Here is a 25,673-nt window from a genome sequence, read left to right on the forward strand (position 1 = left end):
GATCTGATAGAGTCGGAGCCGCCGGAAAGGGAAACGCGGAAGCGGGAACCTGGAAAGCACCGAGGAAATCGGATCGGAAAGATCTGATAGAGTCGGAAACGCAAGACCGAAGGGAAGCGCCCGGAGGAAAGCCCGAGAGGGTGAGTACAAAGGAAGCGACCGTTCCTTGAGAACTCAACAGCGTGCCAAAAGTCAACGCCAGATATGTTGATACCCCGTCTCCGGCCATCACGGCTGGGACGAGGTTCCTTTGAAGAAAACACAGCGAGGACGCTGTGAACGGTCGGGCCTATTCCGCCTGACTGTTCCGCTCTCGTGGTGTTCATCCCGATTACGGGAAAACATTCACGGAGAGTTTGATCCTGGCTCAGGACGAACGCTGGCGGCGTGCTTAACACATGCAAGTCGAACGATGAACCACTTCGGTGGGGATTAGTGGCGAACGGGTGAGTAACACGTGGGCAATCTGCCCTTCACTCTGGGACAAGCCCTGGAAACGGGGTCTAATACCGGATAACACTTCCATCCTCCTGGGTGGAGGTTAAAAGCTCCGGCGGTGAAGGATGAGCCCGCGGCCTATCAGCTTGTTGGTGAGGTAATGGCTCACCAAGGCGACGACGGGTAGCCGGCCTGAGAGGGCGACCGGCCACACTGGGACTGAGACACGGCCCAGACTCCTACGGGAGGCAGCAGTGGGGAATATTGCACAATGGGCGAAAGCCTGATGCAGCGACGCCGCGTGAGGGATGACGGCCTTCGGGTTGTAAACCTCTTTCAGCAGGGAAGAAGCGAAAGTGACGGTACCTGCAGAAGAAGCGCCGGCTAACTACGTGCCAGCAGCCGCGGTAATACGTAGGGCGCGAGCGTTGTCCGGAATTATTGGGCGTAAAGAGCTCGTAGGCGGCTTGTCACGTCGGGTGTGAAAGCCCGGGGCTTAACCCCGGGTCTGCATTCGATACGGGCTAGCTAGAGTGTGGTAGGGGAGATCGGAATTCCTGGTGTAGCGGTGAAATGCGCAGATATCAGGAGGAACACCGGTGGCGAAGGCGGATCTCTGGGCCATTACTGACGCTGAGGAGCGAAAGCGTGGGGAGCGAACAGGATTAGATACCCTGGTAGTCCACGCCGTAAACGGTGGGAACTAGGTGTTGGCGACATTCCACGTCGTCGGTGCCGCAGCTAACGCATTAAGTTCCCCGCCTGGGGAGTACGGCCGCAAGGCTAAAACTCAAAGGAATTGACGGGGGCCCGCACAAGCAGCGGAGCATGTGGCTTAATTCGACGCAACGCGAAGAACCTTACCAAGGCTTGACATACACCGGAAACGTCTGGAGACAGGCGCCCCCTTGTGGTCGGTGTACAGGTGGTGCATGGCTGTCGTCAGCTCGTGTCGTGAGATGTTGGGTTAAGTCCCGCAACGAGCGCAACCCTTGTTCTGTGTTGCCAGCATGCCCTTCGGGGTGATGGGGACTCACAGGAGACCGCCGGGGTCAACTCGGAGGAAGGTGGGGACGACGTCAAGTCATCATGCCCCTTATGTCTTGGGCTGCACACGTGCTACAATGGCCGGTACAATGAGCTGCGATACCGTGAGGTGGAGCGAATCTCAAAAAGCCGGTCTCAGTTCGGATTGGGGTCTGCAACTCGACCCCATGAAGTCGGAGTTGCTAGTAATCGCAGATCAGCATTGCTGCGGTGAATACGTTCCCGGGCCTTGTACACACCGCCCGTCACGTCACGAAAGTCGGTAACACCCGAAGCCGGTGGCCCAACCCCTTGTGGGAGGGAGCTGTCGAAGGTGGGACTGGCGATTGGGACGAAGTCGTAACAAGGTAGCCGTACCGGAAGGTGCGGCTGGATCACCTCCTTTCTAAGGAGCACTTCTTACCGAGTTCGCTCGGTCAGAGGCCAGTACATCGGCGAATGTCTGATGCTGGTTGCTCATGGGTGGAACGTTGACTATTCGGCATACTTGATCGTCTTCTCCTTCTAGTACTGCTCTTCGGAGTGTGGAACGTTGAGGGGAGCGGGGAGTGTGTCGGGCACGCTGTTGGGTGTCTGAGGGAATGGTTTTTTCCTCAGTCGCCGGCCCCAGTGAACTCGCCTGTAAGGGTGGGGTGATGGGTGGCTGGTCGTTGTTTGAGAACTGCACAGTGGACGCGAGCATCTGTGGCCAAGTTTTTAAGGGCGCACGGTGGATGCCTTGGCACCAGGAACCGATGAAGGACGTGGGAGGCCACGATAGTCCCCGGGGAGTCGTCAACCAGGCTTTGATCCGGGGGTTTCCGAATGGGGAAACCCGGCAGTCGTCATGGGCTGTCACCCTTGCCTGAACACATAGGGCAAGTGGAGGGAACGCGGGGAAGTGAAACATCTCAGTACCCGCAGGAAGAGAAAACAACCGTGATTCCGGGAGTAGTGGCGAGCGAAACCGGATGAGGCTAAACCGTATACGTGTGAGACCCGGCAGGGGTTGCGTATGCGGGGTTGTGGGATCTCTCTTTTACGGTCTGCCGGCCGTGAGACGAGTCAGAAACCGTTGATGTAGGCGAAGGACATGCGAAAGGTCCGGCGTAGAGGGTAAGACCCCCGTAGTCGAAACATCAGCGGCTCGTTTGAGAGACACCCAAGTAGCACGGGGCCCGAGAAATCCCGTGTGAATCTGGCGGGACCACCCGCTAAGCCTAAATATTCCCTGGTGACCGATAGCGGATAGTACCGTGAGGGAATGGTGAAAAGTACCGCGGGAGCGGAGTGAAATAGTACCTGAAACCGTGTGCCTACAAGCCGTGGGAGCGTCGGAACAAGGCTTGCCTTGTTCTCGTGACTGCGTGCCTTTTGAAGAATGAGCCTGCGAGTTTGCGGTGTGTTGCGAGGTTAACCCGTGTGGGGAAGCCGTAGCGAAAGCGAGTCCGAATAGGGCGTTTCAGTAGCACGCTCAAGACCCGAAGCGGAGTGATCTAGCCATGGGCAGGTTGAAGCGGAGGTAAGACTTCGTGGAGGACCGAACCCACCAGGGTTGAAAACCTGGGGGATGACCTGTGGTTAGGGGTGAAAGGCCAATCAAACTCCGTGATAGCTGGTTCTCCCCGAAATGCATTTAGGTGCAGCGTCGTGTGTTTCTTGCCGGAGGTAGAGCACTGGATAGGCGATGGGCCCTACCGGGTTACTGACCTTAGCCAAACTCCGAATGCCGGTAAGTGAGAGCGCGGCAGTGAGACTGTGGGGGATAAGCTCCATGGTCGAGAGGGAAACAGCCCAGAGCATCGACTAAGGCCCCTAAGCGTACGCTAAGTGGGAAAGGATGTGGAGTCGCAGAGACAACCAGGAGGTTGGCTTAGAAGCAGCCACCCTTGAAAGAGTGCGTAATAGCTCACTGGTCTAGTGATTCCGCGCCGACAATGTAGCGGGGCTCAAGCGTACCGCCGAAGTCGTGTCATTGCGATATATACCCCCAACGGGGATCGTGATGGGTAGGGGAGCGTCGTGTGCCGGGTGAAGCAGCCGCGGAAGCGAGTTGTGGACGGTTCACGAGTGAGAATGCAGGCATGAGTAGCGATACAAACGTGAGAAACGTTTGCGCCGATTGACTAAGGGTTCCTGGGTCAAGCTGATCTGCCCAGGGTAAGTCGGGACCTAAGGCGAGGCCGACAGGCGTAGTCGATGGATAACCGGTTGATATTCCGGTACCCGCTGTGAAGCGTCAAACATCGAGCATCGTGATGCTAAGGCCGTGAAGCCGTTCCGGACCCTTCGGGGAAAGGAAAGTGGTGGAGCCGCCGGACCAAGCGGTTAGTAGGTGAGTGATGGGGTGACGCAGGAAGGTAGTCCATCCCGGGCGGTGGTTGTCCCGGGGTAAGGGTGTAGGATGTCAGGTAGGTAAATCCGCCTGGCAATAGTCTGAGACCTGATGCCGAGCCGATTGTGGTGAAGTGGATGATCCTATGCTGTCGAGAAAAGCCTCTAGCGAGTTTCATGGCGGCCCGTACCCTAAACCGACTCAGGTGGTCAGGTAGAGAATACCGAGGCGTTCGGGTGAACTATGGTTAAGGAACTCGGCAAAATGCCCCCGTAACTTCGGGAGAAGGGGGGCCATCACTGGTGAGAGGACTTGCTCCTCGAGCTGGGGGTGGCCGCAGAGACCAGCGAGAAGCGACTGTTTACTAAAAACACAGGTCCGTGCGAAGCCGTAAGGCGATGTATACGGACTGACGCCTGCCCGGTGCTGGAACGTTAAGGGGACCGGTTAGTCATGATTCGTCATGGCGAAGCTGAGAACTTAAGCGCCAGTAAACGGCGGTGGTAACTATAACCATCCTAAGGTAGCGAAATTCCTTGTCGGGTAAGTTCCGACCTGCACGAATGGCGTAACGACTTCTCGACTGTCTCAACCATAGGCCCGGTGAAATTGCACTACGAGTAAAGATGCTCGTTTCGCGCAGCAGGACGGAAAGACCCCGGGACCTTTACTACAGTTTGATATTGGTGTTCGGTTCGGCTTGTGTAGGATAGCTGGGAGACTTTGAACTCTGGACGCCAGTTCAGGGGGAGTCGTCGTTGAAATACCAGTCTGGTCGTGCTGGATGTCTAACCTGGGTCCGTGATCCGGATCAGGGACAGTGTCTGATGGGTAGTTTAACTGGGGCGGTTGCCTCCTAAAGAGTAACGGAGGCGCCCAAAGGTTCCCTCAGCCTGGTTGGCAATCAGGTGTTGAGTGTAAGTGCACAAGGGAGCTTGACTGTGAGACCGACGGGTCGAGCAGGGACGAAAGTCGGGACTAGTGATCCGGCGGTGGCTTGTGGAAGCGCCGTCGCTCAACGGATAAAAGGTACCCCGGGGATAACAGGCTGATCTTCCCCAAGAGTCCATATCGACGGGATGGTTTGGCACCTCGATGTCGGCTCGTCGCATCCTGGGGCTGGAGTCGGTCCCAAGGGTTGGGCTGTTCGCCCATTAAAGCGGTACGCGAGCTGGGTTTAGAACGTCGTGAGACAGTTCGGTCCCTATCCGCTGTGCGCGTAGGAATATTGAGAAGGGCTGTCCCTAGTACGAGAGGACCGGGACGGACGAACCTCTGGTGTGCCAGTTGTCCTGCCAAGGGCATGGCTGGTTGGCTACGTTCGGGAGGGATAACCGCTGAAAGCATCTAAGCGGGAAGCCTGCTTCGAGATGAGTATTCCCACCTCCTTGAGAGGGTAAGGCTCCCAGTAGACGACTGGGTTGATAGGCCGGATATGGAAGCACGGTAACGTGTGGAGTTGACCGGTACTAATAGGCCGAGGGCTTGTCCTCAGTTGCTCGCGTCCACTGTGTTGGTTCTGAAACCACGAACGGCCCCATGCCATGGTCACGGTATGGTGCGGCATGGTTCGACAGTTTCATAGTGTTTCGGTGGTTATAGCGTAGGGGAAACGCCCGGTTACATTCCGAACCCGGAAGCTAAGCCTTACAGCGCCGATGGTACTGCAGGGGGGACCCTGTGGGAGAGTAGGACGCCGCCGAACAATTCTTAGGGAAACCCCCGTACCACTCGGTACGGGGGTTTTCTGCGTTTAGGCTCGAATCCATGCGCTATGACCTAGTGATCTTCGACAATGACGGTGTGCTCGTCGACAGTGAGCCCATCTCCAACCGGTTGCTCGCGGCGTACCTCACCGAGCTTGGGCACCCCACCTCGTACGAGGAGTCCATTCGGGACTACATGGGATCGGCGATGCACCGGATTCATGAACTGGTCCTCGAGCGGACCGGGCAGCGGTTGCCGGAGAGCTTCGACGACGTCTTTCACGCGCGAGTGTTCGCGACGTTCGAGCAGGAGCTCGTGGCGGTGGCCGGGGCGTCCGGAGTCCTGGAGAAGCTGGCCGCGGACGGGGTGCCGTACTGCGTGGCGTCCTCCGGGAGCCATGAGCGGATTCGGGTAGGGCATCGGACGACCGGGCTCGACCAGTGGTTCGACGAAGGGCGAGTCTTCAGCTCGCAGGACGTCGGGCGGGGGAAGCCGGCCCCCGATCTCTTCCTGTACGCCGCTGAGCGGATGGGCGTCGCACCGGAGCGGTGCGTCGTCATCGAGGACAGTCCGCTGGGTGTGCAGGCCGCCGTCGCCGCGGGGATGGACGTCTACGGGTTCACCGCCATGACGCCGGCGGAGAAGCTGGCAGGAGCGGACCGGCTCTTCTCGGACATGGGGGAGCTGGCCGACCTCCTGGTGTGAGTCGCTCCCGAGGGCCCGCTGAAAGCTGAGGAGAATTCATCTTTGGCTGGATCTACCCACGGGTAAGTCTGGGCCCTACGCTCGCCGCCATGACTGATGTGCTGCGGCGCGGCAGGGCCTCGCTGGCGTTCGGCTTCCTGGTGCAGGGTGTCGCCTTCGCTCTGCTCGTGACGAGGATTCCCGCCATCCAGGACCGCTACGGGGTCTCCGACGCGCTGCTGCCCGCGTTTCTGGCCGCCGTGCCGATCCTCGCCGGGGTCGGCAGCGTGACCATCGAGCGGCTGGTGAAGCGGGTGCGGCCGAGCCGGCTGCTGCGGTGGTCCCAGCCCGTGGTGCTGCTGGCGCTGCTCGGGGTCGGGGCCGGGGAGCGGATGGTGGAGCTCGCGGTCGCGCTGGCGGCGTTCGGGCTCGCCGTCGGTGTGCTGGACGCGTCGATGAACATGCTCGGGGTGAGCCTGCAACGGTCGTACGGGCGCAGCATCATGCTCAGCTTCCACGCGGCCTACAGCCTGGGTGGGATCGTCGGGGCGTCGCTGGCGTGGGTGGGTGCGCACTGGCATCTGGCGTTGTGGGTCTCGTATCTGCCGGTCGTGCTGGTGCTGCTGCCGGCAGTGCTGGTGGGGAGCCGGTGGTATGCCGACGATCGGGGCGGTGCGGCGGCCGAGGCGGAGGAGACGGCGGGGGAGGGCCAGGCCGTCGTCTTCAAGTGGCTGCTGCCGTTGTGCCTGGTGATGACGGTCGCGTACATCGGGGACTCGACGGTTTCCAACTGGAGCGCCAAGTACCTGCAGGACGTGCTCGGATCCTCGGAGCAGATGGCGACGGTGCCGTACAACGTGTACATGGTCACCACGCTGCTGGGGCGGGCGCTCGGGGACCTCGGGGTGCGGCGGTTCGGGGCGGTCGCCGTGGTGCGTGGCGGGGCGCTGGTGGCGGCGGGCGGGTTCGCGGTGGTGGCCGCGGCGCCCGGGGCATGGGTGGGGATGCTGGGGTTCACGCTGCTGGGGCTGGGGTTGTGTGTGCTGGTGCCGCAGACCTTCGCCGCGGCCGGCAGGCTCTTCCCGGGGGCTTCGGATGCGGCCGTCGCGCGGCTGAACGTCTTCAACTATGTGGGGTTTTTGATCGGTTCGCCGTTGGTCGGGGCGCTCGGGGACGTGTGGAGCTATCGCGGGGCCATGCTCGTGCCGATGGTGTTGGTGCTGGTGACGCTGGTGTACGCCCGGTCGTTCGCGGCTCAACCGGACCGATACGGTGGCGGGCATGAGCGGCCGCGCACAGCTGATGTGGGACGAGGCAGTAACGGGCTATGACTTCGGTCCGGGGCATCCGATGGACCCGGTCCGGCTCGCCCTGACCCGGAAACTGGTCGAGGCGTTCGGGCTGGACCGTGAGGTGGACGTGGTCGCCGCGAAGCCGGCCGGGGAGTCGACGCTGCGGCTCGTCCACCGGGAGGACTACATCGGGGCGGTGAAGGCCGCGTCGGTGGATCCGGCGGCGGCGGACCAGTCGTACGGGCTGGGGACGATGGACGATCCGGCGTTCGCCGGGATGCACGAGGTGTCGTCGCTGATCGCCGGGCAGTCGGTCGGGGCGGCGGAGGCGGTGTGGCGCGGTGAGGCGCTGCACGCGGTGAACTTCGCGGGCGGGCTGCACCACGCGATGCCGGGCGGTGCGTCCGGGTTCTGCATCTACAACGACGCCTCGCTCGCCATCGCGCGGCTGCTGGAGCTCGGGGCGGAGCGGGTCGCGTACATCGACGTCGACGTGCATCACGGGGACGGGGTGCAGGCGGCGTTCTGGGAGGACCCGCGGGTGCTGACGATCTCCCTGCACGAGCATCCCCGGACACTGTTCCCGCAGACCGGGTGGCCGGAGGAGACCGGGGCGGACTCCGCGGAGGGCTCCGCGGTGAACGTGGCGCTGCCGGCCGGGACCGGGGACGCCGGGTGGTTGCGGGCGTTCCACGCGGTGGTGCCGGAGCTGATCGCGGACTTCCGGCCGCAGGTACTGGTGACGCAGCACGGGGCCGACACGCACTTCGAGGATCCGCTGGCGCATCTGGCGGTGTCGCTGGACGCACAGCGGGCCGTGCAGGTGGCCTGTCACGACCTGGCGCACGAGTACGCCGACGGGCGGTGGGTGGCCCTGGGCGGGGGCGGCTACGCGGTGGTCGACGTCGTGCCGCGCTCGTGGACGCATCTGGTGGCGATCGCGGCCGGCCGGGCCGTGGAGCCCGAGGCGATGATCCCCGACGGCTGGCGGCAGGAAGTGTTCGCGAGGACGCGGCAGTTGGCCCCGGCGCGGATGACGGACGGGCGCTGGCCCGTCGCCTGGAGCGGCTGGGAGGAGGGCTACGACCCGGCGGACCGGCTGGACCAGGCGGTACTGGCGGCCCGGCGGGCGGTGTTTCCGCTGCGGGGCCTGCTGGCGTGAGGGCGTGCCCTCGGGCGTAGGCCGACTGTGCGGTGTTCGCCGGTTCCCGGGACAGGCGCGGTGCCGATCACGCACGATCTGCATGTGCTGACCACCGAAGCCCTCCGTGCGCACCTGGTGGGCGCGCGGCTCGCCGGGACCGTCGCGACCTCTCGTGAGGTCAGCCTGCGCAGTTACCGGCTCTTCGCCGCCCGGGACCCCCGGGTGCTGCTCGGTATCGATCCCGAAGGTGCCTGGAGGCAGCGGGAGTTGATCGAGCTGATGGCGGACCGGTGTGGTGTTTCGGCCGATTCCCGACAGGTTTCCGGCCAGGACGTGATCGATCCGGAGCGGACCCTGGCGGCGCTGGACGCCTTCGCGGAACGCCTCGCCGACGCCGCCGGGCGCCGTGCTCCCGTGCTCCTCGGCACCGGGCATCCGCACCGGCTGCTCGGTTTCTACGGCGCTCTGGCAGACGCGCTGTCGGCGGCGGGATGTGCCGTCCTCACCCCCGCGCAGGGTCGTCGTATCGACATAACGACCCGGTTCGGCCTACGTACGTACAACCTCGAGTACGTACGAGGAGTCGCGCTGGTGCGGACCCCCGGCACGGAACGCCCCGGTTGTGAGCCCGGCGCACATACGCACTCGCCTCTCCCGGTTCGTACCGTGCTGGCCGCTTGCGCGGAGGCCGGAGGGCCCCTTCCCGAGCTGGTGATCGGGGACCACGGATGGGTCTGCGGAGCAGGTCAGCTGGGGTTCGAGGCCATCGGGCCGGCCGACACGAACGACCCGGCGCTGTTCGTGGGGGAGGCCGAGGGTTCCGTGTCCGTGGTCGTTCCACTTGATGACGGCGTGCGGTCTGATTACTACCTGCCGCTTACCCGCTACGTACTCAATCGGGCGTGTCTGTCACAGTAGGCCGTTGATGGGTGCACCTCTTCCCCACTCGCATCACTGGCCCCTACATTGGGGAGTGAGCACGCAGCGACGAAGAGTCACCGGAAGGGGAAGCCGGTGACCGTCGAGTGCGGAAGGTTCAGGTGTGTCATGGCTGCAGCTGGCGAGAGGCCTCTGAACGAGGTTCAGTTCCTTACCGTGGCGGAAGTCGCCTCGGTGATGCGAGTGTCGAAGATGACCGTGTACCGGTTGGTGCACAGCGGTCATCTGCCCGCGATCCGTGTGGGGCGGTCCTTCCGCGTCCCGGAGCAAGCGGTTCACGAGTACCTCCGCGAGAGTTACGTGGGGGTGGAAACCGCCTGACGGCAGGGTCGGGGCGATCCTCACAGGGCACTTCGGATCTCCCCGGCCTCCTCGATTACGACCTCAGCGCTCGGACGGGTAGGCTAGCCCCTCGTAGGTCGTATGGGCCCATGGCGCCCAAACACCGAGTGATGAGAAGTGAGCGAGGGTAGTCGTGGGCTCTGTTATCAAGAAGCGGCGCAAGCGGATGGCGAAGAAGAAGCACCGCAAGCTGCTCAAGCGCACGCGTGTTCAGCGTCGCAACAAGAAGTAAGTTCGCGACGCGGACGCCGCGAGAGCGTTGCTGTGGCCCCCCACCCACTGGTGGGGGGCCACACGCGTATCCGCTCCGCGTCCGGCCGGCTTCGGTCACTTCACGCTTCGGGCGGTCATCACAGCGCAACGACAACCCGCTAAGTTGGCCCCACGGGGGAACGCGGCGGGGGCAAGAGGTTCTGGAAGGAAGGCGCTGATCTTGGGCAAGGTCGTGCTCGTGACCGGAGTGGCCCGCCAGCTGGGGGGCCGGTTCGTCAGGCGGATCCAGCGGGACCCCGAGGTGGACCGGGTCGTCGCCGTGGACGCGGTGCCGCCCGAGCACCATCTGGGCGGTGCGGACTTCGTCCAGGCCGACATCCGGCAGCCCGGAATCGCGCGGGTGCTCGCCGAGACGGGCGCCGACACGATCGTCCACCTGGACGTGACGGGCACGCCGCTGGGCAGCGGCAACCGGACCTCCCTGAAGGAGACCAACGTCATCGGCACCATGCAGCTGCTCGGTGCCTGCCAGAAATCCCCGTCCGTGCGGCGGCTGGTCGTGAAGTCCAGCACCAACGTCTACGGCTCCGCGCCCCGTGACCCGGCCGTGTTCACCGAGACGACCCCGCCCAAGTCCCTGCCCAGCGGCGGCTTCGCCAAGGACACCGTCGAGGTCGAGGGCTATGTCCGCGGCTTCGCGCGCCGTCGGCCCGATGTCGCCGTGTGCGTGCTGCGGTTCGCCAACATCCTGGGCCCGACCGCGGACACGCCGCTCGCCTCGTACTTCGCGCTGCCGGTCCTGCCGACCGTGTTCGGCTACGACCCGCGGCTGCAGTTCGCGCACGAGGACGACGTGATCGAGGTGCTGCGGATCGGCTCGCACGAACCCCGGCGGGGGACGCTCAACAGCGGCACCTTCAACATCGCCGGCGACGGCGTGCTGCTGCTCTCCCAGTGCTCGCGGCGCCTGGGGCGCCCCACCGTGCCCCTGCTGCTCCCGGCCGTCACCTGGGCGGGCTCGCTGGTGCGTACGCTGGGGATGACGGACTTCTCGCCCGAGCAGATCCGGCTGCTCACCCACGGCCGGGTGGTGGCCACGGGCCAGATGCGCGAGACGCTGGGATTCCAGCCCAAGTACACGACCGCGGAGACGTTCGCGGACTTCGCCCGCAGCCAGGGTCCCGGACTTCTTCCGCCGCAGGCCCTTGCGGGGGCCATCGACAGGATCGCCGGCCTGCCCCTCGCGGGCGGCGGACACTCCCCGACGCAGAGCGCCAACTGAGGAGCGCATCAACGATGGCGGACGCCAAGGTCATTCCGTTCGACGACGACCGGTCCCGGGGGAGCGCCGCGCAGCGTCCCCAGCGGCGCCGGAGCGCCGGGAACCGCCGCCCGGGCACGGAGTCGGTGCCGGTCCGTGAGGTGCAGCCCCTGCCCACCAGGGCTGCTACGCAGGATGATGTTCCTGTGACTTCTGAGGAGCCGCTGCCGGAGCCTTCCCGGGACGGCGAGGGCGGGCTGGAACGGCGGATCGCGGGCGGCCTGGCCTTCCTGCGCCGCCGCCTCACCGGGGACTACGAGGTCGACGACTTCGGCTACGACGAGGAGCTCACCGACCAGGTCCTGATGTCCCTGCTGCGCCCGCTGTACGACACGTACTTCCGGGTCGAGGTGAAGGGCATCGAGAACATCCCGTCCGAGGGCGGCGCCCTGATCGTCGCCAACCACTCCGGCACGCTGCCGATGGACGGCCTGATGATGCAGGTCGCCGTGCACGACAACCACCCGGCGGGCCGGCATCTGCGCCTGCTCGCCGCGGACCTGGTGTTCATGCTGCCGGTGGTCAACGAGCTGGCCCGCAAGCTCGGTCACACCCTGGCGTGCGCCGAGGACGCGTCACGGCTGCTGCAGCAGGGTGAGCTGGTCGGGGTGATGCCGGAGGGCTTCAAGGGCCTCGGCAAGCCCTTCGCGGACCGCTACAAGCTGCAGCGCTTCGGCCGCGGCGGTTTCGTCTCGACGGCTCTGCGCACGGGGACGCCGATCGTGCCCTGCTCGATCGTCGGGGCGGAGGAGATCTACCCGATGATCGGCAACGCCAAGACGGTGGCGCGGCTGCTGGGCTTCCCGTACTTTCCGATCACGCCCACGTTCCCGTGGCTCGGTCCGCTCGGGGCGATTCCGCTGCCGACCAAGTGGACGATCCAGTTCGGCGAGCCGATCCCCACGGACGGTTATCCGCCGGAGGCGGCCGAGGACCCGATGCTGATGTTCAACCTGACCGACCAGGTCAGAGAGCAGATCCAGCACACCCTGTACAAGCTGCTGGTACAGCGGCGGTCGGTGTTCTTCTGACGCCGACGTCCGTAACACCCGCCGGTCGCTCGGAGCCGCCGGACGGAGTCCGGCGCAGCTGTCCGAAGCCTGCGGAGCAGTGCGAGGGCAGCAGACACGAGGGGCCAAGCTGCTGGTGCGGCGGCGGTCGGTGTTCTTCCAGGCCTGCCCGCGTACGACGATGGGGGCGCCCCTTGTCCGAGGGGCGCCCCCACTGTCGCCGTCTAGTCCGCGTCCTCGCTGTCGATGCCCAGCTCGGGCAGCAGCCCAGGCAGGAGCGGCGGGAGCGTCACGTCCGGCTCGGGGACCGGCGCGTTGCCCTCCGTCGATGGCGAGGTGCTCGCCTCGCTGTTCTTGTCCTTCGGCGGGTCGAGCAAGCCGCCGGTGTTGCCGCCGAGCAGGCCGTCGCTGCCGGAGCCGGCCGAGCGGCTGGGGCTGCCGCTGCCGGTGCTGCCGTCGTCGCTGTGCCTGCCGCCCCCGTCGCTGGGGCGGGTCGAGCGGTCGGTGCCGGAGGAGCCGCTGGGAGCCGACTCGGTGGTCCCCCGCCGCTTGCCGTCGCCGCCGCTGGTGGCCGGGGGCTCGGGCAGCAGGGACCGCAGCGGGGCGACATCCTCCTCTATGGCGTCGAACACCGACGACACCTCCTCGCTCACGTCCCCGAGCTGGACGGGCAGTCGCTCGCGCAGTTCGCCCCAGGCCTCGCGGTGGGAGCGGGAGAACGCGGACAGGGCCTGGATGGGGCCGAGTGAGTCCGGGTCGCGCTCGTACGCCTCGCTCAGCAACCGATGGCCCTCGGACGCGTCGTGCCGCATGCCGGACAGGGCGCGGCGGATCTCGCCGAGGGACTCGTGGTCCAGGGGGCCGCTGCGGCCGCGCTCCATCAGGCGGCGGGCTTCGCTGAGCCGGGTGGAGGCGTGGTCGAGGTAGACCCGGCCGCGCTCGTCCGCCCCGTCGGCGAGGCCGAGCTTGACGTCCTCGATGCCGCGTTTGAGGCCGTAGAGCGAGTCGCCGGGCAGGGCCTCCGAGCTGGCGGCGGAGACTCCGCCGAAGGCGCTCGCGGCCACCCCGACACTGAGTCCGCCCGCGGTGAGGCCCTTGGCGAGCCGGGAACGCGGCCGGAACTTCTTCAGCGAACTCGCGCGGTGCGCGCCGCGGACCCGGGAACGCTGCTCGGGGACCGCACGGTCCGTCGCCCCGCCGCCCACGGTGCCCTCCTGCAGCATGGCCTCGAACGCGGCCACCAGCTGGGCCCGCTGGACGACCTTGACCTCCGGGTCGAGCTCCGGCTTGGGCAGCGCGCCGAGACCCGAGGCGAGCGCCAGATGGCGGGCCTGTTCGCTCGGTTCCGCGACTGCCGGGGCCGGTGCCGATCCTTCGGGCTGCTCGGCCGCCGTGCCCTGCTCGGACTGCTCCTCCAGGGCCTGGGCGAAGGCGTTCGCCCGCCGGTGCGCCGATACGTTCGCGATCACTGGCGGCACCTCCTCTCGTCATGACGGTCGACTCCCCAGGGGGTCCTGAGGGTTGCACACCCTGACCACGACCACACGATCGAGTGATCGGAGTCGGCCAGGGGGTGACCACAGGGAGCCTGCATCCCGCACAACGAGTGGCGCGGCACTTGGGTTACGGACGCCGGATGATCGGATGCCGAAGTCAACGGACTGTCACGGGCAGTGAGTTGGGTGTCGCCGAGCGTGCGGGGCGGTCAGCGGGCGTCTTCCGGGAGGAGCCGGGCGAGGGTGCGGACGGCCCGGTACTGAAGGGTCTTGATGGCGCCCTCGTTCTTGCCCATCACCCGGGCGGTCTCGGCGACGGAGAGGCCCTGGAGGAAGCGGAGCGTCACGCACTCCTGCTGCTGGGGGTTGAGCCGCCGTACGGCGTCGAGCAGGGCGGCGTTGGAGAGGGACTCCAGGACGGAGTCCTCGGGGGAGCGCTCGACCTCGTTGGCGTCGAGCATCTCGCCGGTGGTGACCTCGAGGCGGAAGCGGCTGGACTTGAAGTGGTCCGCGACGAGGTTGCGGGCGATGGTCACGAGCCAGGCGCCGAAGTCGCGGCCCTGCCAGGTGAAGGTGCCGATGCGGCGCAGGGCACGCAGAAAGGTCTCGCTGGTGAGGTCCTCGGCTGTGGCCTTTCCTCCGACGCGGTAGTAGATGTACCGGTAGACGGTGTCGCTGTACTGATCGTAGAGGCGTCCGAAGGCGTCGGACTCGCCGGCCTGGGCGCGCTCCACGAGGTCCATCATCCGGGCGCTGTCGCTGTCCGCCGCCGGTCGGCGGGCGGTGGCCGCCCCGGACGGGCGGCCTCGTCTGCCGACCGCAGCGCTGCCGTCGGCCAGTGCGTAGCACGGGCCGACGGGCGCGGCGGTGGCGAATGCGGGGACGGCGTACGCGGTGGGGACGAAGCCGCGCAACAGGTCTTGGACCGTTGCGCGCAGCGTAGCCAGGCCCGAGGCGTCAACCCCGACGTGTGGGTACACGGGACTCCCAGAGGCAGAGCTTCCATCACGTGCAGTGCGGGACCTTTCACCCGTCGTAGCGACGGTGGGGTACCGGATTGCGTCTGAGGAGAATAACGCTTCGTGCAGGCACTGCTACACCGAGTTGCTCAAATCATCGATTACGTCGCTTCCGAAACCGATTGACGCCCTATCAAGTGCCAGAGTATGCACGGTTGTTGATCAGAAAGCTTCGGATTCCGGCTGGGTCCGGGGCGTGTTGTGGCCGTGTCCAGCCAAGAGGACTGGATACGAGGTTGTGGGGGTACGCCAGTTGGATTTACGGGGTTCGTCATCCCGTAAGCGAAGGTGTCCCGGATTGATCAGGTGAGGTCAGCGGCGTCGGCGGTGCAGGGCGATGGCCGCTGCCGTGCCGCCCGCCACCGCGCCCACTCCGGCCGCCGCCGGGATGCCGACCTTGGCCGCCTTGCGGCCGGTGCGGTAGTCACGCAGGCGCCAGTCCAGCTCGCGGGCGTGCTTGCGCAGCTTGGAGTCCGGGTTGATGGCGTAGGGGTGGCCGACCAGCGAGAGCATCGGGATGTCGTTGTGCGAGTCGCTGTAGGCGGCGCAGCGGCCGAGGTCCAGGCCCTCGGCGGCGGCCAGGGCGCGGACCGCCTCGGCCTTCGCGGGGCCGTGCAGCGGTTCGCCGACGAGCTTGCCGGTGTAGACGCCGCCGACGGACTCGGCGACCGTGCCGAGGGCGCCGGTCAGGCCGAGGCGGCGGGCGATGACCGTGGCGATCTCGACGGGAGCGGCCGTGACCAGCCACACCTTCTGGCCCGCGTCCAGATGGGCCTGGGCGAGGGCGCGGGTACCGGGCCAGATGCGCTCGGCCATGTACTCGTCGTAGATCTCCTCGCCGATCGACTGCAGTTCGGCGACGCGGTGGCCCTGGACGATCGACAGGGCCGAGTCGCGGGCCTCCTGCATGTGTTCGGGGTCCTCGACCCCGGCGAGGCGGAACCACGCCTGCTGCCAGGCGAACTTCGCGAGCTCGCGCGTCTCGAAGAACTTCCGCTTGTACAGGCCCCGTCCGAAGTGGAAGAGGGCGGCGCCCTGCATGACGGTGTTGTCCAGGTCGAAGAAGGCGGCGGCCTGGTCGTCGCCGTGGACCGGGAACTGCGGTTCCTCGGTCGTGCCGGCGGCCTCCTGTGAGGACTTGCGGGCAGCCTCCGCCGAGGCCTCGCCTGCCAAAACGCTCCTCGCCGTGGCGGAGCGCCTACGGGGAGTGAGCCATCCGAGAGCGGCCATGGCGTGAGCATAGCCAGTTTGTTCGGGGGTTCCGGAGTCGAGACGTCGGGACCCTGTGAACTCTCGGCAAGCGTGTCGTCAAAGATGCCGCCCGAGGCGGACGCGGGCCGGCGCGTCCCCTGGCGCTTTCGCGAGGGTTCCCCTTGCCCTCGGGCGCGCGACAATGGCCGACATGAGTCCCCTCTTCCGTCGCAGGCCCCCTCAGGACCGGCTCGTCACCCTGATCCGCAAGCCCGGCTGTCATCTGTGTGATGACGCACAGGTGGTTGTGGAGAAGGTGTGCGGTGATCTCGGAGTCCCCTGGGAGCAGAAGGACATCACCGAGGACCGGGAACTGCACGACCAGTACTGGGAGCAGATCCCGGTCGTGCTGGTGGACGGCGTGCAGCACACGTTCTGGCGCGTGAACGAGGACCGCCTGCGCAAGGCGCTGACCGACTGATCCCGCCCGGTGAGCGACTGACCGATCAGTCCAAAGTGCCCGCCGGGTCGCTTAGGATCGACGGTGACTTGGTCTCGGGGGCGGGATTCACTGAGGAGAGTGTGCGTTGTGCCCCCAGAAGGCAAGGAACGGTGGTGCCTGTGCGCCGGTTCCCTGGGCGTGCGCCGGGGGCGCGTGAGCCCGGTCACGTTGGGCGGGCAAAACGGACACCATCTTTGTGCACGCGTTCACAAAGACATAGCCTGCATTCGACGGGGCGGTCATGTAGGGACGTATGACCGCCTACAGCCCCGCTCTACCCGCAGGAGCACCGTGGCAACTGGCCGAACTCACCGACCGGCGACCCGCAGCCGAGGGATTCCCGAGGCCACCGTCGCCCGGCTTCCGCTGTACCTCCGCGCTCTGACCGCGTTGTCGGAGCGCTCGGTTCCCACGGTCTCCTCCGAGGAGCTCGCGGCCGCGGCGGGGGTCAACTCCGCGAAGCTGCGCAAGGACTTCTCCTACCTCGGGTCGTACGGGACCAGGGGCGTCGGCTACGACGTCGAGTATCTCGTGTACCAGATCTCCCGCGAACTGGGGCTCACCCAGGACTGGCCGGTCGTGATCGTCGGTATCGGCAACCTCGGCGCCGCCCTCGCCAACTACGGCGGTTTCGCCTCCCGCGGTTTCCGGGTCGCCGCGCTGATCGACGCCGACCCGGCCATGGCCGGCAAGCCCGTCGCCGGGATCCCGGTGCAGCACTCCGACGACCTGGAGAAGATCATCCAGGACAACGGCGTGTCCATCGGTGTCATCGCCACTCCCGCCGGTGCCGCCCAGGCGGTCTGCGACCGGCTCGTGGCCGCCGGTGTCACCTCCATCCTGAACTTCGCGCCGACCGTGCTGTCCGTCCCCGAAGGCGTCGACGTGCGCAAGGTCGACCTCTCCATCGAGCTGCAGATCCTCGCCTTCCACGAGCAGCGCAAGGCCGGCGAGGGGGCCGCCTCCGACGGGGGCGTCCCGGCTGCCCCCGCCCGTAGCGAGTCCGCCGACCAGGGGCCTGACGGGGACATGCCCGCCGTGATGCCGGCATGAGCCTCCTCGTCGTCGGACTCAGCCACCGCAGCGCCCCGGTCAGCGTGCTGGAGCGGGCCTCGCTGAACGCGGACGCGCAGGTCAAGCTGCTCCAGGACACGGTCGCCGCCGAACCGGCCGCCGAGGCCGCGGTGCTCGCCACCTGCAACCGCATCGAGCTCTACGCCGACGTGGACAAGTTCCACGCCGGTGTCGCCGAGCTGTCCACGCTGCTCGCCCAGCACAGCGGGGTCGGCCTGGAGGAGCTCACTCCCTATCTCTACGTGCACTACGAGGACCGGGCCGTCCACCACCTGTTCTCGGTGGCCTGCGGGCTGGACTCCATGGTCGTCGGCGAGGGGCAGATCCTCGGCCAGATCAAGGACTCCCTGGCCCGGGCCCAGGACGTGCACTCCGCGGGCCGCCTCCTGAACGACCTGTTCCAGCAGGCCCTCAGGGTGGGCAAGCGTGCCCACTCCGAGACCGGCATCGACCGCGCCGGCCAGTCCCTGGTCACCTTCGGCCTGGAGCAACTGGCCCGCGGCGGCGACGTACAGCAATGGGCCCGGGGCAAGAAGGCCCTGGTCATCGGGGCCGGGTCGATGTCCTCCCTGGCCGCGGCCACGCTCGCGCGGGCCGGGGTCGCCGAGATCGTCGTCGCCAACCGCACCCTCGACCGTGCCGAGCGCCTCGCCCAGATCCTCGGCGAGGGCGACGACACGGACGTGCTGGCCCGCGCGGTACCGATGGAGTCGGTGCCGGCCGAACTGACACGTGCCGATGTCACCGTCTCGTGCACCGGCGCGACGGGCCTGGTCCTGACGGCCGAGTCGGTCGCCCAGGCGATCGAGGGCCGTACGCCCGCGCCGCCGGCCGTGCCCGGCAAGGACGGACCGGGCGCGCCGGGCGGCGGGTCCGGCCCCGCGGCCGCGGGGCGGCTCGGTGGCCCGTCGGGCACCGGCCTCGGCAGCGAGGACGGCTGTCCGCTGGACCTGTCCGCGGTGCAGGGCACCGCCGGATTCTCCGTGCTGGGCGACGCCGCCGTGGCCGGAATGGCCGCCGCCGAGCTGGAGCAGCACGCGGCGTGGGTCGACAAGGGCACGGTGGGCGGCGCCCAGCGTGCGGCGGGATCTTCGACCCGGCCGGGAACGGCCGGCACGCTCGACCCCGCCGCGGACACCGACGCCATCGCCGCGCTCGCCGCGACCGCCGCCACCGTGGGGCGGATCCCCGAGCGGCGCCGGCCCGAGCCGGTCCAGGAGCCGCAGCGGCCCGAGCCCGTGCTCTTCCTGCTGGACCTGGCGATGCCGCGCGACATCGACGCGGCCGCGCACCGGCTGTCCGGGGTGCGGCTGGTGGACATCGAGTCGCTGGCCGAGGCCTCCGCGGGCGCTCCGATGGCTGCCGATGTGGACCAGGTCCGGCGTATCGTCTCCGACGAGGTCGCGGCCTTCGGGGCAGCACTGCGGGCCGCGCACATCACACCGACCGTGGTCGCCCTGCGCACCATGGCCGCCGATGTCGTGGCCGGCGAGATCGCCCGTCTGGACGGGCGGCTGCCCGGCCTCGACGACAAACACCGAGCGGAGATCACCCAGACCGTGCGGCGCGTGGTCGACAAACTGCTCCACGCGCCGACCGTGCGGGTCAAGCAACTCGCGGCCGAACCCGGCGGCGCCGGGTACGCGGACGCGCTGCGGACCCTGTTCGACCTCGACCCCGAGACGGTGGCCGCCGTCTCCCGGGCCGAGGACAGCACCACCGAGAAAGACCGAGGGCCGGCATGAACGACAAGGCGCTACGGCTCGGTACCCGGCGCAGCAGGCTCGCCATGGCCCAGTCCGGGCAGGTGGCGGAAGCCGTGAGCCAGGTGACCGGGCGGCCCGTCGAGCTCGTCGAGATCACCACGCACGGCGATGTCTCGCGTGAGGCGCTCACCCAGATCGGCGGCACCGGCGTGTTCGTGACCGCCCTGCGCGACGCGCTCCTCAGGGGCGAGGTCGACTTCGCGGTGCACTCGCTGAAGGACCTGCCGACCACGCAGCCCGACGAACTGGTCGTGGCCGCCGTGCCGGTGCGCGAGGACCCGCGCGACGTGATCGTCGCCCGGGACGCGCTGAAGTTCACCGACCTGCCTTCCGGGGCCCGCATCGGTACGGGTTCGCCGCGCCGCATGGCGCAGCTCAACGGGTACGCCCGCAGCCACGGCCTGGACATAGCGACGGTCCCGATCCGCGGCAACGTCGACACCCGCATCGGGTTCGTGCGCAGCGGTGAGCTCGACGCCGTCGTGCTGGCCGCTGCCGGACTGAACCGGATCGGCCGGAGTGACGAAGTGACCGACTTCCTGTCGGTCGACACGGTTTTGCCCGCCCCCGGCCAGGGGGCCCTGGCGATCGAGTGTGCCGCGGTCAACGCGGACCTCATCGCCGTGCTCGCCGAACTCGACGACCCGTTCACGCGGCTCGCCGTAACGGCCGAGCGATCACTGCTCGCCGCCCTGGAAGCCGGTTGCAGCGCCCCTGTGGGCGCGCTGGCCGACTTGCTGGCCGACGGGCAGATTGTCAAGGAAATGCGCCTGCGCGGCGTCGTCGGTACGCCCGACGGCTCGCGCATGGTGCAGCTGTCCACCACCGGTCCCGTGCCCGAGACGCACGACGGGGCAATGGCGCTCGGTCGCGAACTCGCGGCCGAGATGCTCGCCCAGGGCGCGGCCGGTCTGATGGGGGAGCGAGCGCAGTGAGCCCCACCACCCTTTCCGCCGGTCCTGAACACGGGCACGTCACCTTCCTGGGTGCCGGACCCGGAGATCCGGGACTGCTGACTCTGCGCGCCGTGGAGGCGCTGGCGCACGCGGACGTCCTCGTCGCCGAGCACGAGGTGCTCGACGTCGTACGTCAGCACGCCAGGCAGGGCGTCTCCGAAGTGCACACGGACCCGGATCCTTCCCAGGACCCGGCGCCGGGCACAGGAGCGCCCCAGCTGACGGTAGTTGACGGCACGTCAACCTCCGCAGCCGTCCCCGTGGTGCGGGATGCCGCACATCTTGTCATGGAGGCCGCGCGGGGCGGCAGGCGGGTCGTGCGTGCGGTGTCCGGGGACCCGGGCCTCGACACGTACGCCGCCGAGGAGATGCTGGCGTGCGCCGCCGCCGGGGTGCCCTTCGAGGTCGTCCCCGGCATCGCGAGCGCCGTCGGCGTGCCCGCCTACGCCGGTGTGCCGCTGCGCGACGCGCAGGGCGCGGACGTGCGGTTCGTGGACGCGCGCACGGCGTCGGACCGGTGCTGGACGGAGGTCGGGGCGTCGGACGGCACGGTCGTCGTCTCCACGACGCTGGACTCCGTCGCCGCGGCGGCCGGCGAACTCGTCTCCGCCGGGCGCAAGCCGGACACCCCGATGACGGTCACCGTCGCCGGTACGACCACCCGGCAGCGCACCTGGACCGCCACGCTCGGCACGATCGCGCAGACGCTGAAGCAGGCCAAGGTGCTGCCCTCGCCCGACGGCGGCCGGCCGGTGATAGCCGTGGTCGGGGAGCGTTCCTCCGCCGCCCAGCGCGACCAGCTCGCGTGGTTCGAGTCCAAGCCGCTGTTCGGCTGGAAGGTGCTCGTTCCGCGTACGAAGGAGCAGGCGGTGTCGCTCTCCGACCAGCTGCGGTCGTACGGGGCCGTGCCGTACGAGGTGCCGACCATCGCCGTCGAGCCGCCGCGCACGCCCCAGCAGATGGAGCGCGCGGTCAAGGGCCTGGTGACGGGCCGCTACGAGTGGATCGCCTTCACCTCGGTGAACGCGGTCAAGGCCGTGCGGGAGAAGTTCGAGGAGTACGGGCTCGACGCGCGTGCCTTCGCGGGCATCAAGGTCGCGGCCGTCGGCGAGCAGACGGCCAAGGCGCTGATCGCGTTCGGCGTGAAGCCGGACCTGGTGCCGAGCGGTGAGCAGTCGGCCGCCGGTCTGCTGGAGGACTGGCCGCCCTACGACCCGGTCTTCGACCCGATCGACAGAGTGTTCCTGCCGCGTGCCGACATCGCCACGGAGACGCTGGTGGCCGGGCTGATCGAGCTCGGCTGGGAGGTCGACGACGTCACGGCCTACCGGACCGTGCGGGCCTCGCCGCCGCCGGCGGAGACCCGCGAGGCGATCAAGGGCGGTGGCTTCGACGCCGTTCTCTTCACCTCGTCCTCCACCGTGCGCAACCTGGTCGGCATCGCCGGCAAGCCGCACAACGTCACCGTGATCGCCTGTATCGGCCCGGCCACGGCCAAGACCGCCGAGGAGCACGGACTCCGGGTGGACGTCATGGCTCCGGAACCGTCCGTGCTCAAGCTGGCGGAGGCCCTGGCCGACTTCGGCGCGAAGCGCCGGGCGGCGGCTGTGGAGGCCGGGGACCCGGTGACGCGGCCGAGCGAGCGGCGGCCGGGGGCTCGGCGCAGGCGCTCTACGACGTAATCGACGTCATCGCATCGGGTTCTGCCGCTGCGGCTACGCGGGAGTCACCGCGTGGCCGTAGCGCAGGAGGTTCGACGGGTCGTAGACGGCCTTGTCGTGGCGTAGGCGTTCGTAGACCTCCGGGGTCCAGGCGCGGGCGCGGTCCTGTTCGTCGCCCGGGGTGCCGTGGATGTTGACCATGGTGCGGCCCGTGCCGTACGGGGCCATGGCGGTGTAGAGGCGGCGTGTCGCCTGTTCGACGGCCTCGGCCACGGGTGGGGCGGGCATGATCCCGACCGACTCCATGAAGTAGCGGGCGTCGCGGGAGCAGACGGCGTCCTCGACGGCGGACGGTCGGGACAGTGCGCCGCCCATGTGGCGCAGTGAGGCGATCAGCAGAGGGTGGTCGACGCCGGCCCCGGGGCCGACCTGCTCCAGGAACGTGCCGACGGCGTCCGGGGTCAGGTCGCGCAGGAGCATGCAGCACTCCCGTGCCGGGAGCGGGTCCTGGGGTTCCATGTGGATGCGGTCCACGGCCGCGTGGTCCATCTCCTCGACCGTGTCGACGGCCACGGGGGCGGCCTCGCGCAGCGGGGCGATCAGGGCCTCGCCCTCGGCCGGGTCGCCCGGCCAGGCGATCGCGACCCGGGCCCAGAAGCCGCCGCGCAGGGGCTCCGGGATCTGCGGGATGGGTGGCAGGCGCAGGACCGAGAACATGCTGCACATCTCGTCCGGGACGGTGCGGGTCCAGTCCGTCCAGGTCCGGAACAGGGTCTCCGTGTGTTCGGCGTGGCAGTGGATGCCGCCGCCGTAGAGCCGGGGCAGGGGCAGCAGTTCGGTGACGAGCGAGGTGACGATGCCCACGTTGCCCTTGCCGCCGCGCAGGGCCCAGAACAGTTCCGGCTCGTGCCGGGGGTCCGACTCGCGCAGGTGCCCGTCCGGGGTGACGACCTGGAAGGAGCGGACCAGGTCGGCGGCGTAGCCGTAGGCACGGCCGAGGACCGGGAGTCCGCCGCCGAGGGTGTAGCCGATGACGCCCGCGTCGGTGGAGGTGCCGCAGAGGCCTGCCAGGCCGTGGGGGGCGGCCGCGGCCATGACGTGGCTCCACTTCGCGCCGGCGGCGATGGTGGCCGTGCGGGTGGTGGGGTCCACCTGTACGTCCGTCATGCGGGACGTGTTGATCAGCAGGCCCTGGTCGATCGGGAAGTTCGCGCCGTGGCCGGTGGCCTGGACGGCGACGGGGGTGCGGGTGGCGCCGGCCCAGCGCATGGCGGTGACGATGTCGTCGGGGCCGGTTGCTCCAATGGCCACGTCCGGGGTGTGCAGCGCGGCCAGGTTGAAGCCGGTGACTTCGTCGGCGTAGGCGCGTTCGCCGGGGCGTACGACGGGGCCGTTGATCTCCGAGAGGGCGAAGAGGTCGGGCGTGTGGTGAGGGGCGGTCATCGCGTCCTCCGTGGGGGCGGGTACGGAGGGACGGCGGCGGCGGGGGGTGGGCCGTCGGGGTCCATGTCCTTGTTGTTGATTTCAGGATGGACCTGGGCGCGTGGGGGCGCATTGTGGGGCTGGGCGGGCGGCACCGGCGGGGGCTCGTGCCCTGAGCGCACCGACATCGCGTCGGCATCGGGGCTTTTCGGGCGGGCGTAGCGTAGAGGGCATGACGACGTACGGATCATTTCCCGGTACTCGGCCGCGGCGGTTGCGGACCAACCCCGTGATGCGTCGGATGGTTGCCGAGACCCGGTTGCACCCCGCCGATCTCATCCTTCCGGCCTTCGTGCGGGAGGGCATCAGCGAGCCCGTGCCGATCACCGCCATGCCGGGAGTCGTGCAGCACACCCGGGACAGTCTGCGGAAGGCCGCAGCGGAGGCGGTCGCGGCGGGGATCTCCGGGATCATGCTGTTCGGTGTGCCGGAGGAGTCGAAGAAGGACGCGCTGGGGACGCCGGGGACCGACCCGGACGGGATTCTCCAGGTCGCCATCCGGGATGTGCGGGCCGAGGTCGGCGACGATCTGCTCGTCATGTCCGATGTGTGCCTCGACGAGACCATCGATCACGGGCACTGCGGGGTGCTGGACGCCGAGGGACGGGTCGACAACGACGCGACCCTGGAGCGGTACGCCGAGATGGCCCAGGTGCAGGCCGACGCCGGCGCCCATGTCGTCGGGCCCAGCGGGATGATGGACGGGCAGGTCGGGGTCATCCGCGACGCCCTCGATCAGATCGGGCGGGAGGATGTCGCCATCCTCGCCTACACCGTCAAGTACGCATCCGCGTTCTACGGGCCCTTCCGGGAGGCCGTCGCCTCGTCCCTGCAGGGGGACCGGAAGACCTACCAGCAGGATCCCGCGAACGTCCGCGAGTCGCTGCGCGAGCTCGCCCTCGACCTGGAGGAGGGCGCCGACATGGTGATGGTCAAGCCGGCCGGGCCCTACCTGGACATCCTCGCCCGGGTCGCGGACGCCGTGGACGTGCCCGTCGCCGCCTATCAGATCTCCGGCGAGTACTCGATGATCGAGGCCGCCGCCGAGAAGGGCTGGATCGACCGGGACCGGGCGATCCTGGAGACGCTGACCGGCATCCGGCGGGCCGGCGCGCGCAGCATCCTCACCTACTGGGCCACCGAAGTGGCCCAGAAGCTCAAGGATCAGTAGGTCAGCGCGGCGTCCATGTCGCGCAGCCAGTAGGTGACCGTCAGGGTGCTGTCGTAATACACGCCCTTGGCCGGCAGGGCCGGGATCGCCGAGGGGCCGCCGTCGCTGTTCGGCGTGCGGCCCTGGAAGCCGACCGTGAGCTTGTGGCCGGTGGTGCCCCATTCGCCGCTGCCGTCGGCCGCCGACAGGGAGACGCCCGCGTAGCCGGACTCGCCGGGGGCCAGGGTCGTCACCGCCTGCGGCTTGGACTCCTTGATCGGCTGCGGGACCCACTGCATCTCATCGAAGCGCAGCACGGGGTAGTAGGTGAGGTCGCAGGTCTTCGAGCCGGTGTTCTTCACCGTGATCAGCATGTGGTTGACGGGGCGGCGGACCGGCTGGGCCGTGATGGTGGTGTTGGAGCCGTTGCAGGAGACGCGGGTCACCGAGGTGCCCTTCCCGGCCTTCTTGTTGCCCCTCGTCGCCTGCACACCCGTCGGGCCGCTGCCCGTTTCCTGCGTGCCCGTCGCGCCGCTCGTGCTCTTCTCGCTGTTCCCGCCGTCGGTCGACTGCGTCGCCGTGACCGTCGCCGAGGCCCGCTCGGGCTGAGCCGCGCCCTCGTCCTTCGTGCCCGTGCCGTCCTGGCACGCGGTGAGGGCGAGGGCGGCCAGGAGGACGACGGGGAGGGAGTGGTACTTGCGCATGACTGCGTTTCCTTTCGGACAAAGGCGGTTGGGAAGCAGGCCCAGGTGGGTCGCGCTGCCGGTGGGACGGGAGCGGCGTGCTTGGATGACCAGAGCTTGTGCGGTGATCCGTCCCGGCCGCCAGACCAGGCGGACGATCAGGGACGTTGGAACGCCGGCACATGCCATGACCAGGGAGAACAGTCCTTCCCTGGAACGGGGGAACGGGACACGGGGCATGG

19 protein-coding genes and 3 rRNA genes are annotated in these 25,673 nt (G+C 68.0%); 17 read left to right on the forward strand and 5 right to left on the reverse strand.

Annotation, left to right across the window (positions count from 1 at the left end; genetic code table 11):
- The first annotated feature begins 344 nt into the window (after nucleotides 1–344).
- From CEB94_RS22935 to CEB94_RS22985, 11 genes are all read left to right on the forward strand, one after another.
- Nucleotides 345–1,870, forward strand: a 16S ribosomal RNA gene (locus CEB94_RS22935).
- A gap of 301 nt (nucleotides 1,871–2,171) precedes the next feature.
- Nucleotides 2,172–5,292, forward strand: a 23S ribosomal RNA gene (locus CEB94_RS22940).
- 95 nt (nucleotides 5,293–5,387) lie between these two features.
- A 5S ribosomal RNA gene (rrf, locus tag CEB94_RS22945) occupies nucleotides 5,388–5,504 on the forward strand.
- The 16S, 23S and 5S rRNA genes sit together here, the layout of an rRNA operon.
- Nucleotides 5,505–5,566: 62 nt before the next feature.
- Entirely contained in the window at nucleotides 5,567–6,211 is a 645-nt protein-coding gene (locus CEB94_RS22950) for an HAD family hydrolase (protein WP_175434004.1), read from the forward strand.
- 89 nt (nucleotides 6,212–6,300) lie between these two features.
- Entirely contained in the window at nucleotides 6,301–7,521 is a 1,221-nt protein-coding gene (locus CEB94_RS22955) for an MFS transporter (RefSeq protein WP_175434005.1), read from the forward strand.
- Nucleotides 7,472–8,644: an acetoin utilization protein AcuC gene (locus tag CEB94_RS22960; protein ID WP_175434006.1), complete on the forward strand. Its 1,173-nt coding sequence runs from the start codon at nucleotides 7,472–7,474 to the stop codon at nucleotides 8,642–8,644. Before CEB94_RS22955 ends, CEB94_RS22960 begins: the two co-directional genes overlap by 50 nt.
- An 84-nt stretch (nucleotides 8,645–8,728) precedes the next feature.
- Nucleotides 8,729–9,544 (forward strand): phosphatase, encoded by an 816-nt coding sequence (locus tag CEB94_RS22965; RefSeq protein WP_175434007.1) that lies wholly within the window; start codon nucleotides 8,729–8,731, stop codon nucleotides 9,542–9,544.
- Between the two features lie 129 nt (nucleotides 9,545–9,673).
- Nucleotides 9,674–9,886 carry a helix-turn-helix domain-containing protein gene (locus CEB94_RS22970; RefSeq protein WP_004984898.1) on the forward strand — a complete coding sequence of 71 codons (213 nt, stop codon included), beginning with the start codon at nucleotides 9,674–9,676 and terminating at the stop codon, nucleotides 9,884–9,886.
- A 154-nt stretch (nucleotides 9,887–10,040) separates the two neighbouring features.
- On the forward strand, nucleotides 10,041–10,139 hold the full coding sequence (locus CEB94_RS22975; protein ID WP_003948845.1) for a 30S ribosomal protein bS22: 99 nt from the start codon (nucleotides 10,041–10,043) through the stop codon (nucleotides 10,137–10,139).
- A 201-nt stretch (nucleotides 10,140–10,340) separates the two neighbouring features.
- The gene (locus CEB94_RS22980) at nucleotides 10,341–11,402 is read left to right on the forward strand and encodes an NAD-dependent epimerase/dehydratase family protein (RefSeq protein ID WP_175434008.1); all 1,062 of its coding nucleotides are present in this window, start codon (nucleotides 10,341–10,343) and stop codon (nucleotides 11,400–11,402) included.
- Between the two features lie 14 nt (nucleotides 11,403–11,416).
- A complete protein-coding gene (locus tag CEB94_RS22985; protein WP_175434009.1) occupies nucleotides 11,417–12,472 on the forward strand; it encodes a lysophospholipid acyltransferase family protein in 1,056 nt (351 codons plus the stop codon).
- 203 nt (nucleotides 12,473–12,675) lie between these two features.
- On the opposite strand, the gene CEB94_RS22990 is transcribed toward CEB94_RS22985, so the two are convergent.
- The 3 genes from CEB94_RS22990 to CEB94_RS23000 all read right to left on the reverse strand — a co-directional run bounded on the left by CEB94_RS22990 (nucleotide 12,676) and on the right by CEB94_RS23000 (nucleotide 16,196).
- Nucleotides 12,676–13,920 (reverse strand): DUF5667 domain-containing protein, encoded by a 1,245-nt coding sequence (locus tag CEB94_RS22990; RefSeq protein ID WP_175434010.1) that lies wholly within the window; start codon nucleotides 13,918–13,920, stop codon nucleotides 12,676–12,678.
- Between the two features lie 236 nt (nucleotides 13,921–14,156).
- Entirely contained in the window at nucleotides 14,157–14,927 is a 771-nt protein-coding gene (locus tag CEB94_RS22995) for an ECF subfamily RNA polymerase sigma factor, BldN family (protein ID WP_030840376.1), read from the reverse strand.
- Nucleotides 14,928–15,278: 351 nt separating this feature from the next.
- The gene (locus tag CEB94_RS23000; RefSeq protein ID WP_175434011.1) at nucleotides 15,279–16,196 is read right to left on the reverse strand and encodes an HAD family hydrolase; all 918 of its coding nucleotides are present in this window, start codon (nucleotides 16,194–16,196) and stop codon (nucleotides 15,279–15,281) included.
- A gap of 172 nt (nucleotides 16,197–16,368) precedes the next feature.
- Between CEB94_RS23000 and CEB94_RS23005 the strand changes: the two genes are divergently transcribed.
- The 5 genes from CEB94_RS23005 to CEB94_RS23025 all read left to right on the forward strand — a co-directional run bounded on the left by CEB94_RS23005 (nucleotide 16,369) and on the right by CEB94_RS23025 (nucleotide 22,137).
- Complete coding sequence (locus CEB94_RS23005) at nucleotides 16,369–16,638, forward strand: glutaredoxin family protein (protein ID WP_031140870.1); 270 nt, start codon at nucleotides 16,369–16,371, stop codon at nucleotides 16,636–16,638.
- 312 nt (nucleotides 16,639–16,950) lie between these two features.
- Nucleotides 16,951–17,712 carry a redox-sensing transcriptional repressor Rex gene (locus tag CEB94_RS23010; RefSeq protein WP_175434012.1) on the forward strand — a complete coding sequence of 254 codons (762 nt, stop codon included), beginning with the start codon at nucleotides 16,951–16,953 and terminating at the stop codon, nucleotides 17,710–17,712.
- Nucleotides 17,709–19,478 (forward strand): glutamyl-tRNA reductase, encoded by a 1,770-nt coding sequence (locus CEB94_RS23015; RefSeq protein WP_175434013.1) that lies wholly within the window; start codon nucleotides 17,709–17,711, stop codon nucleotides 19,476–19,478. The genes CEB94_RS23010 and CEB94_RS23015 overlap by 4 nt, the downstream gene beginning before the upstream one ends.
- A complete protein-coding gene (hemC, locus tag CEB94_RS23020) occupies nucleotides 19,475–20,434 on the forward strand; it encodes a hydroxymethylbilane synthase (protein ID WP_175434014.1) in 960 nt (319 codons plus the stop codon). Before CEB94_RS23015 ends, hemC begins: the two co-directional genes overlap by 4 nt.
- Nucleotides 20,431–22,137, forward strand: a complete 1,707-nt coding sequence (locus tag CEB94_RS23025; RefSeq protein ID WP_175434015.1) for a bifunctional uroporphyrinogen-III C-methyltransferase/uroporphyrinogen-III synthase — start codon at nucleotides 20,431–20,433, stop codon at nucleotides 22,135–22,137. The genes hemC and CEB94_RS23025 overlap by 4 nt, the downstream gene beginning before the upstream one ends.
- A 33-nt stretch (nucleotides 22,138–22,170) precedes the next feature.
- Here the strand turns inward: CEB94_RS23025 and CEB94_RS23030 are convergent, their stop codons facing one another.
- Nucleotides 22,171–23,559 (reverse strand): FAD-binding oxidoreductase, encoded by a 1,389-nt coding sequence (locus CEB94_RS23030; RefSeq protein WP_175434016.1) that lies wholly within the window; start codon nucleotides 23,557–23,559, stop codon nucleotides 22,171–22,173.
- Nucleotides 23,560–23,770: 211 nt separating this feature from the next.
- Between CEB94_RS23030 and hemB the strand changes: the two genes are divergently transcribed.
- Nucleotides 23,771–24,769 carry a porphobilinogen synthase gene (gene hemB, locus CEB94_RS23035; protein WP_175434017.1) on the forward strand — a complete coding sequence of 333 codons (999 nt, stop codon included), beginning with the start codon at nucleotides 23,771–23,773 and terminating at the stop codon, nucleotides 24,767–24,769.
- Here the strand turns inward: hemB and CEB94_RS23040 are convergent.
- The gene (locus CEB94_RS23040; RefSeq protein WP_175434018.1) at nucleotides 24,763–25,452 is read right to left on the reverse strand and encodes a DUF4232 domain-containing protein; all 690 of its coding nucleotides are present in this window, start codon (nucleotides 25,450–25,452) and stop codon (nucleotides 24,763–24,765) included. The genes hemB and CEB94_RS23040 overlap by 7 nt on opposite strands.
- Nucleotides 25,453–25,673: the final 221 nt, after the last annotated feature.

It is taken from the genome of Streptomyces hawaiiensis, assembly GCF_004803895.1.
In the GTDB taxonomy this organism is placed as follows: Bacteria; Actinomycetota; Actinomycetes; order Streptomycetales; family Streptomycetaceae; genus Streptomyces; species Streptomyces hawaiiensis.

What these genes read in the sequence shown, in the direction of transcription:
- CEB94_RS23005 (WP_031140870.1), top strand. Translation starts at nt 16,369, where the DNA reads ATGAGTCCCCTCTTCCGTCGCAGGCCCCCTCAGGACCGGCTCGTCACC.
- CEB94_RS23000 (WP_175434011.1), bottom strand. Translation starts at nt 16,196, where the DNA reads ATGGCCGCTCTCGGATGGCTCACTCCCCGTAGGCGCTCCGCCACGGCG.
- CEB94_RS22970 (WP_004984898.1), top strand. Translation starts at nt 9,674, where the DNA reads ATGGCTGCAGCTGGCGAGAGGCCTCTGAACGAGGTTCAGTTCCTTACC.
- CEB94_RS22950 (WP_175434004.1), top strand. Translation starts at nt 5,567, where the DNA reads ATGCGCTATGACCTAGTGATCTTCGACAATGACGGTGTGCTCGTCGAC.
- CEB94_RS23015 (WP_175434013.1), top strand. Translation starts at nt 17,709, where the DNA reads ATGAGCCTCCTCGTCGTCGGACTCAGCCACCGCAGCGCCCCGGTCAGC.
- CEB94_RS22985 (WP_175434009.1), top strand. Translation starts at nt 11,417, where the DNA reads ATGGCGGACGCCAAGGTCATTCCGTTCGACGACGACCGGTCCCGGGGG.
- CEB94_RS22955 (WP_175434005.1), top strand. Translation starts at nt 6,301, where the DNA reads ATGACTGATGTGCTGCGGCGCGGCAGGGCCTCGCTGGCGTTCGGCTTC.
- hemC (WP_175434014.1), top strand. Translation starts at nt 19,475, where the DNA reads ATGAACGACAAGGCGCTACGGCTCGGTACCCGGCGCAGCAGGCTCGCC.
- CEB94_RS23030 (WP_175434016.1), bottom strand. Translation starts at nt 23,559, where the DNA reads ATGACCGCCCCTCACCACACGCCCGACCTCTTCGCCCTCTCGGAGATC.
- CEB94_RS22960 (WP_175434006.1), top strand. Translation starts at nt 7,472, where the DNA reads ATGAGCGGCCGCGCACAGCTGATGTGGGACGAGGCAGTAACGGGCTAT.
- CEB94_RS23040 (WP_175434018.1), bottom strand. Translation starts at nt 25,452, where the DNA reads ATGCGCAAGTACCACTCCCTCCCCGTCGTCCTCCTGGCCGCCCTCGCC.
- hemB (WP_175434017.1), top strand. Translation starts at nt 23,771, where the DNA reads ATGACGACGTACGGATCATTTCCCGGTACTCGGCCGCGGCGGTTGCGG.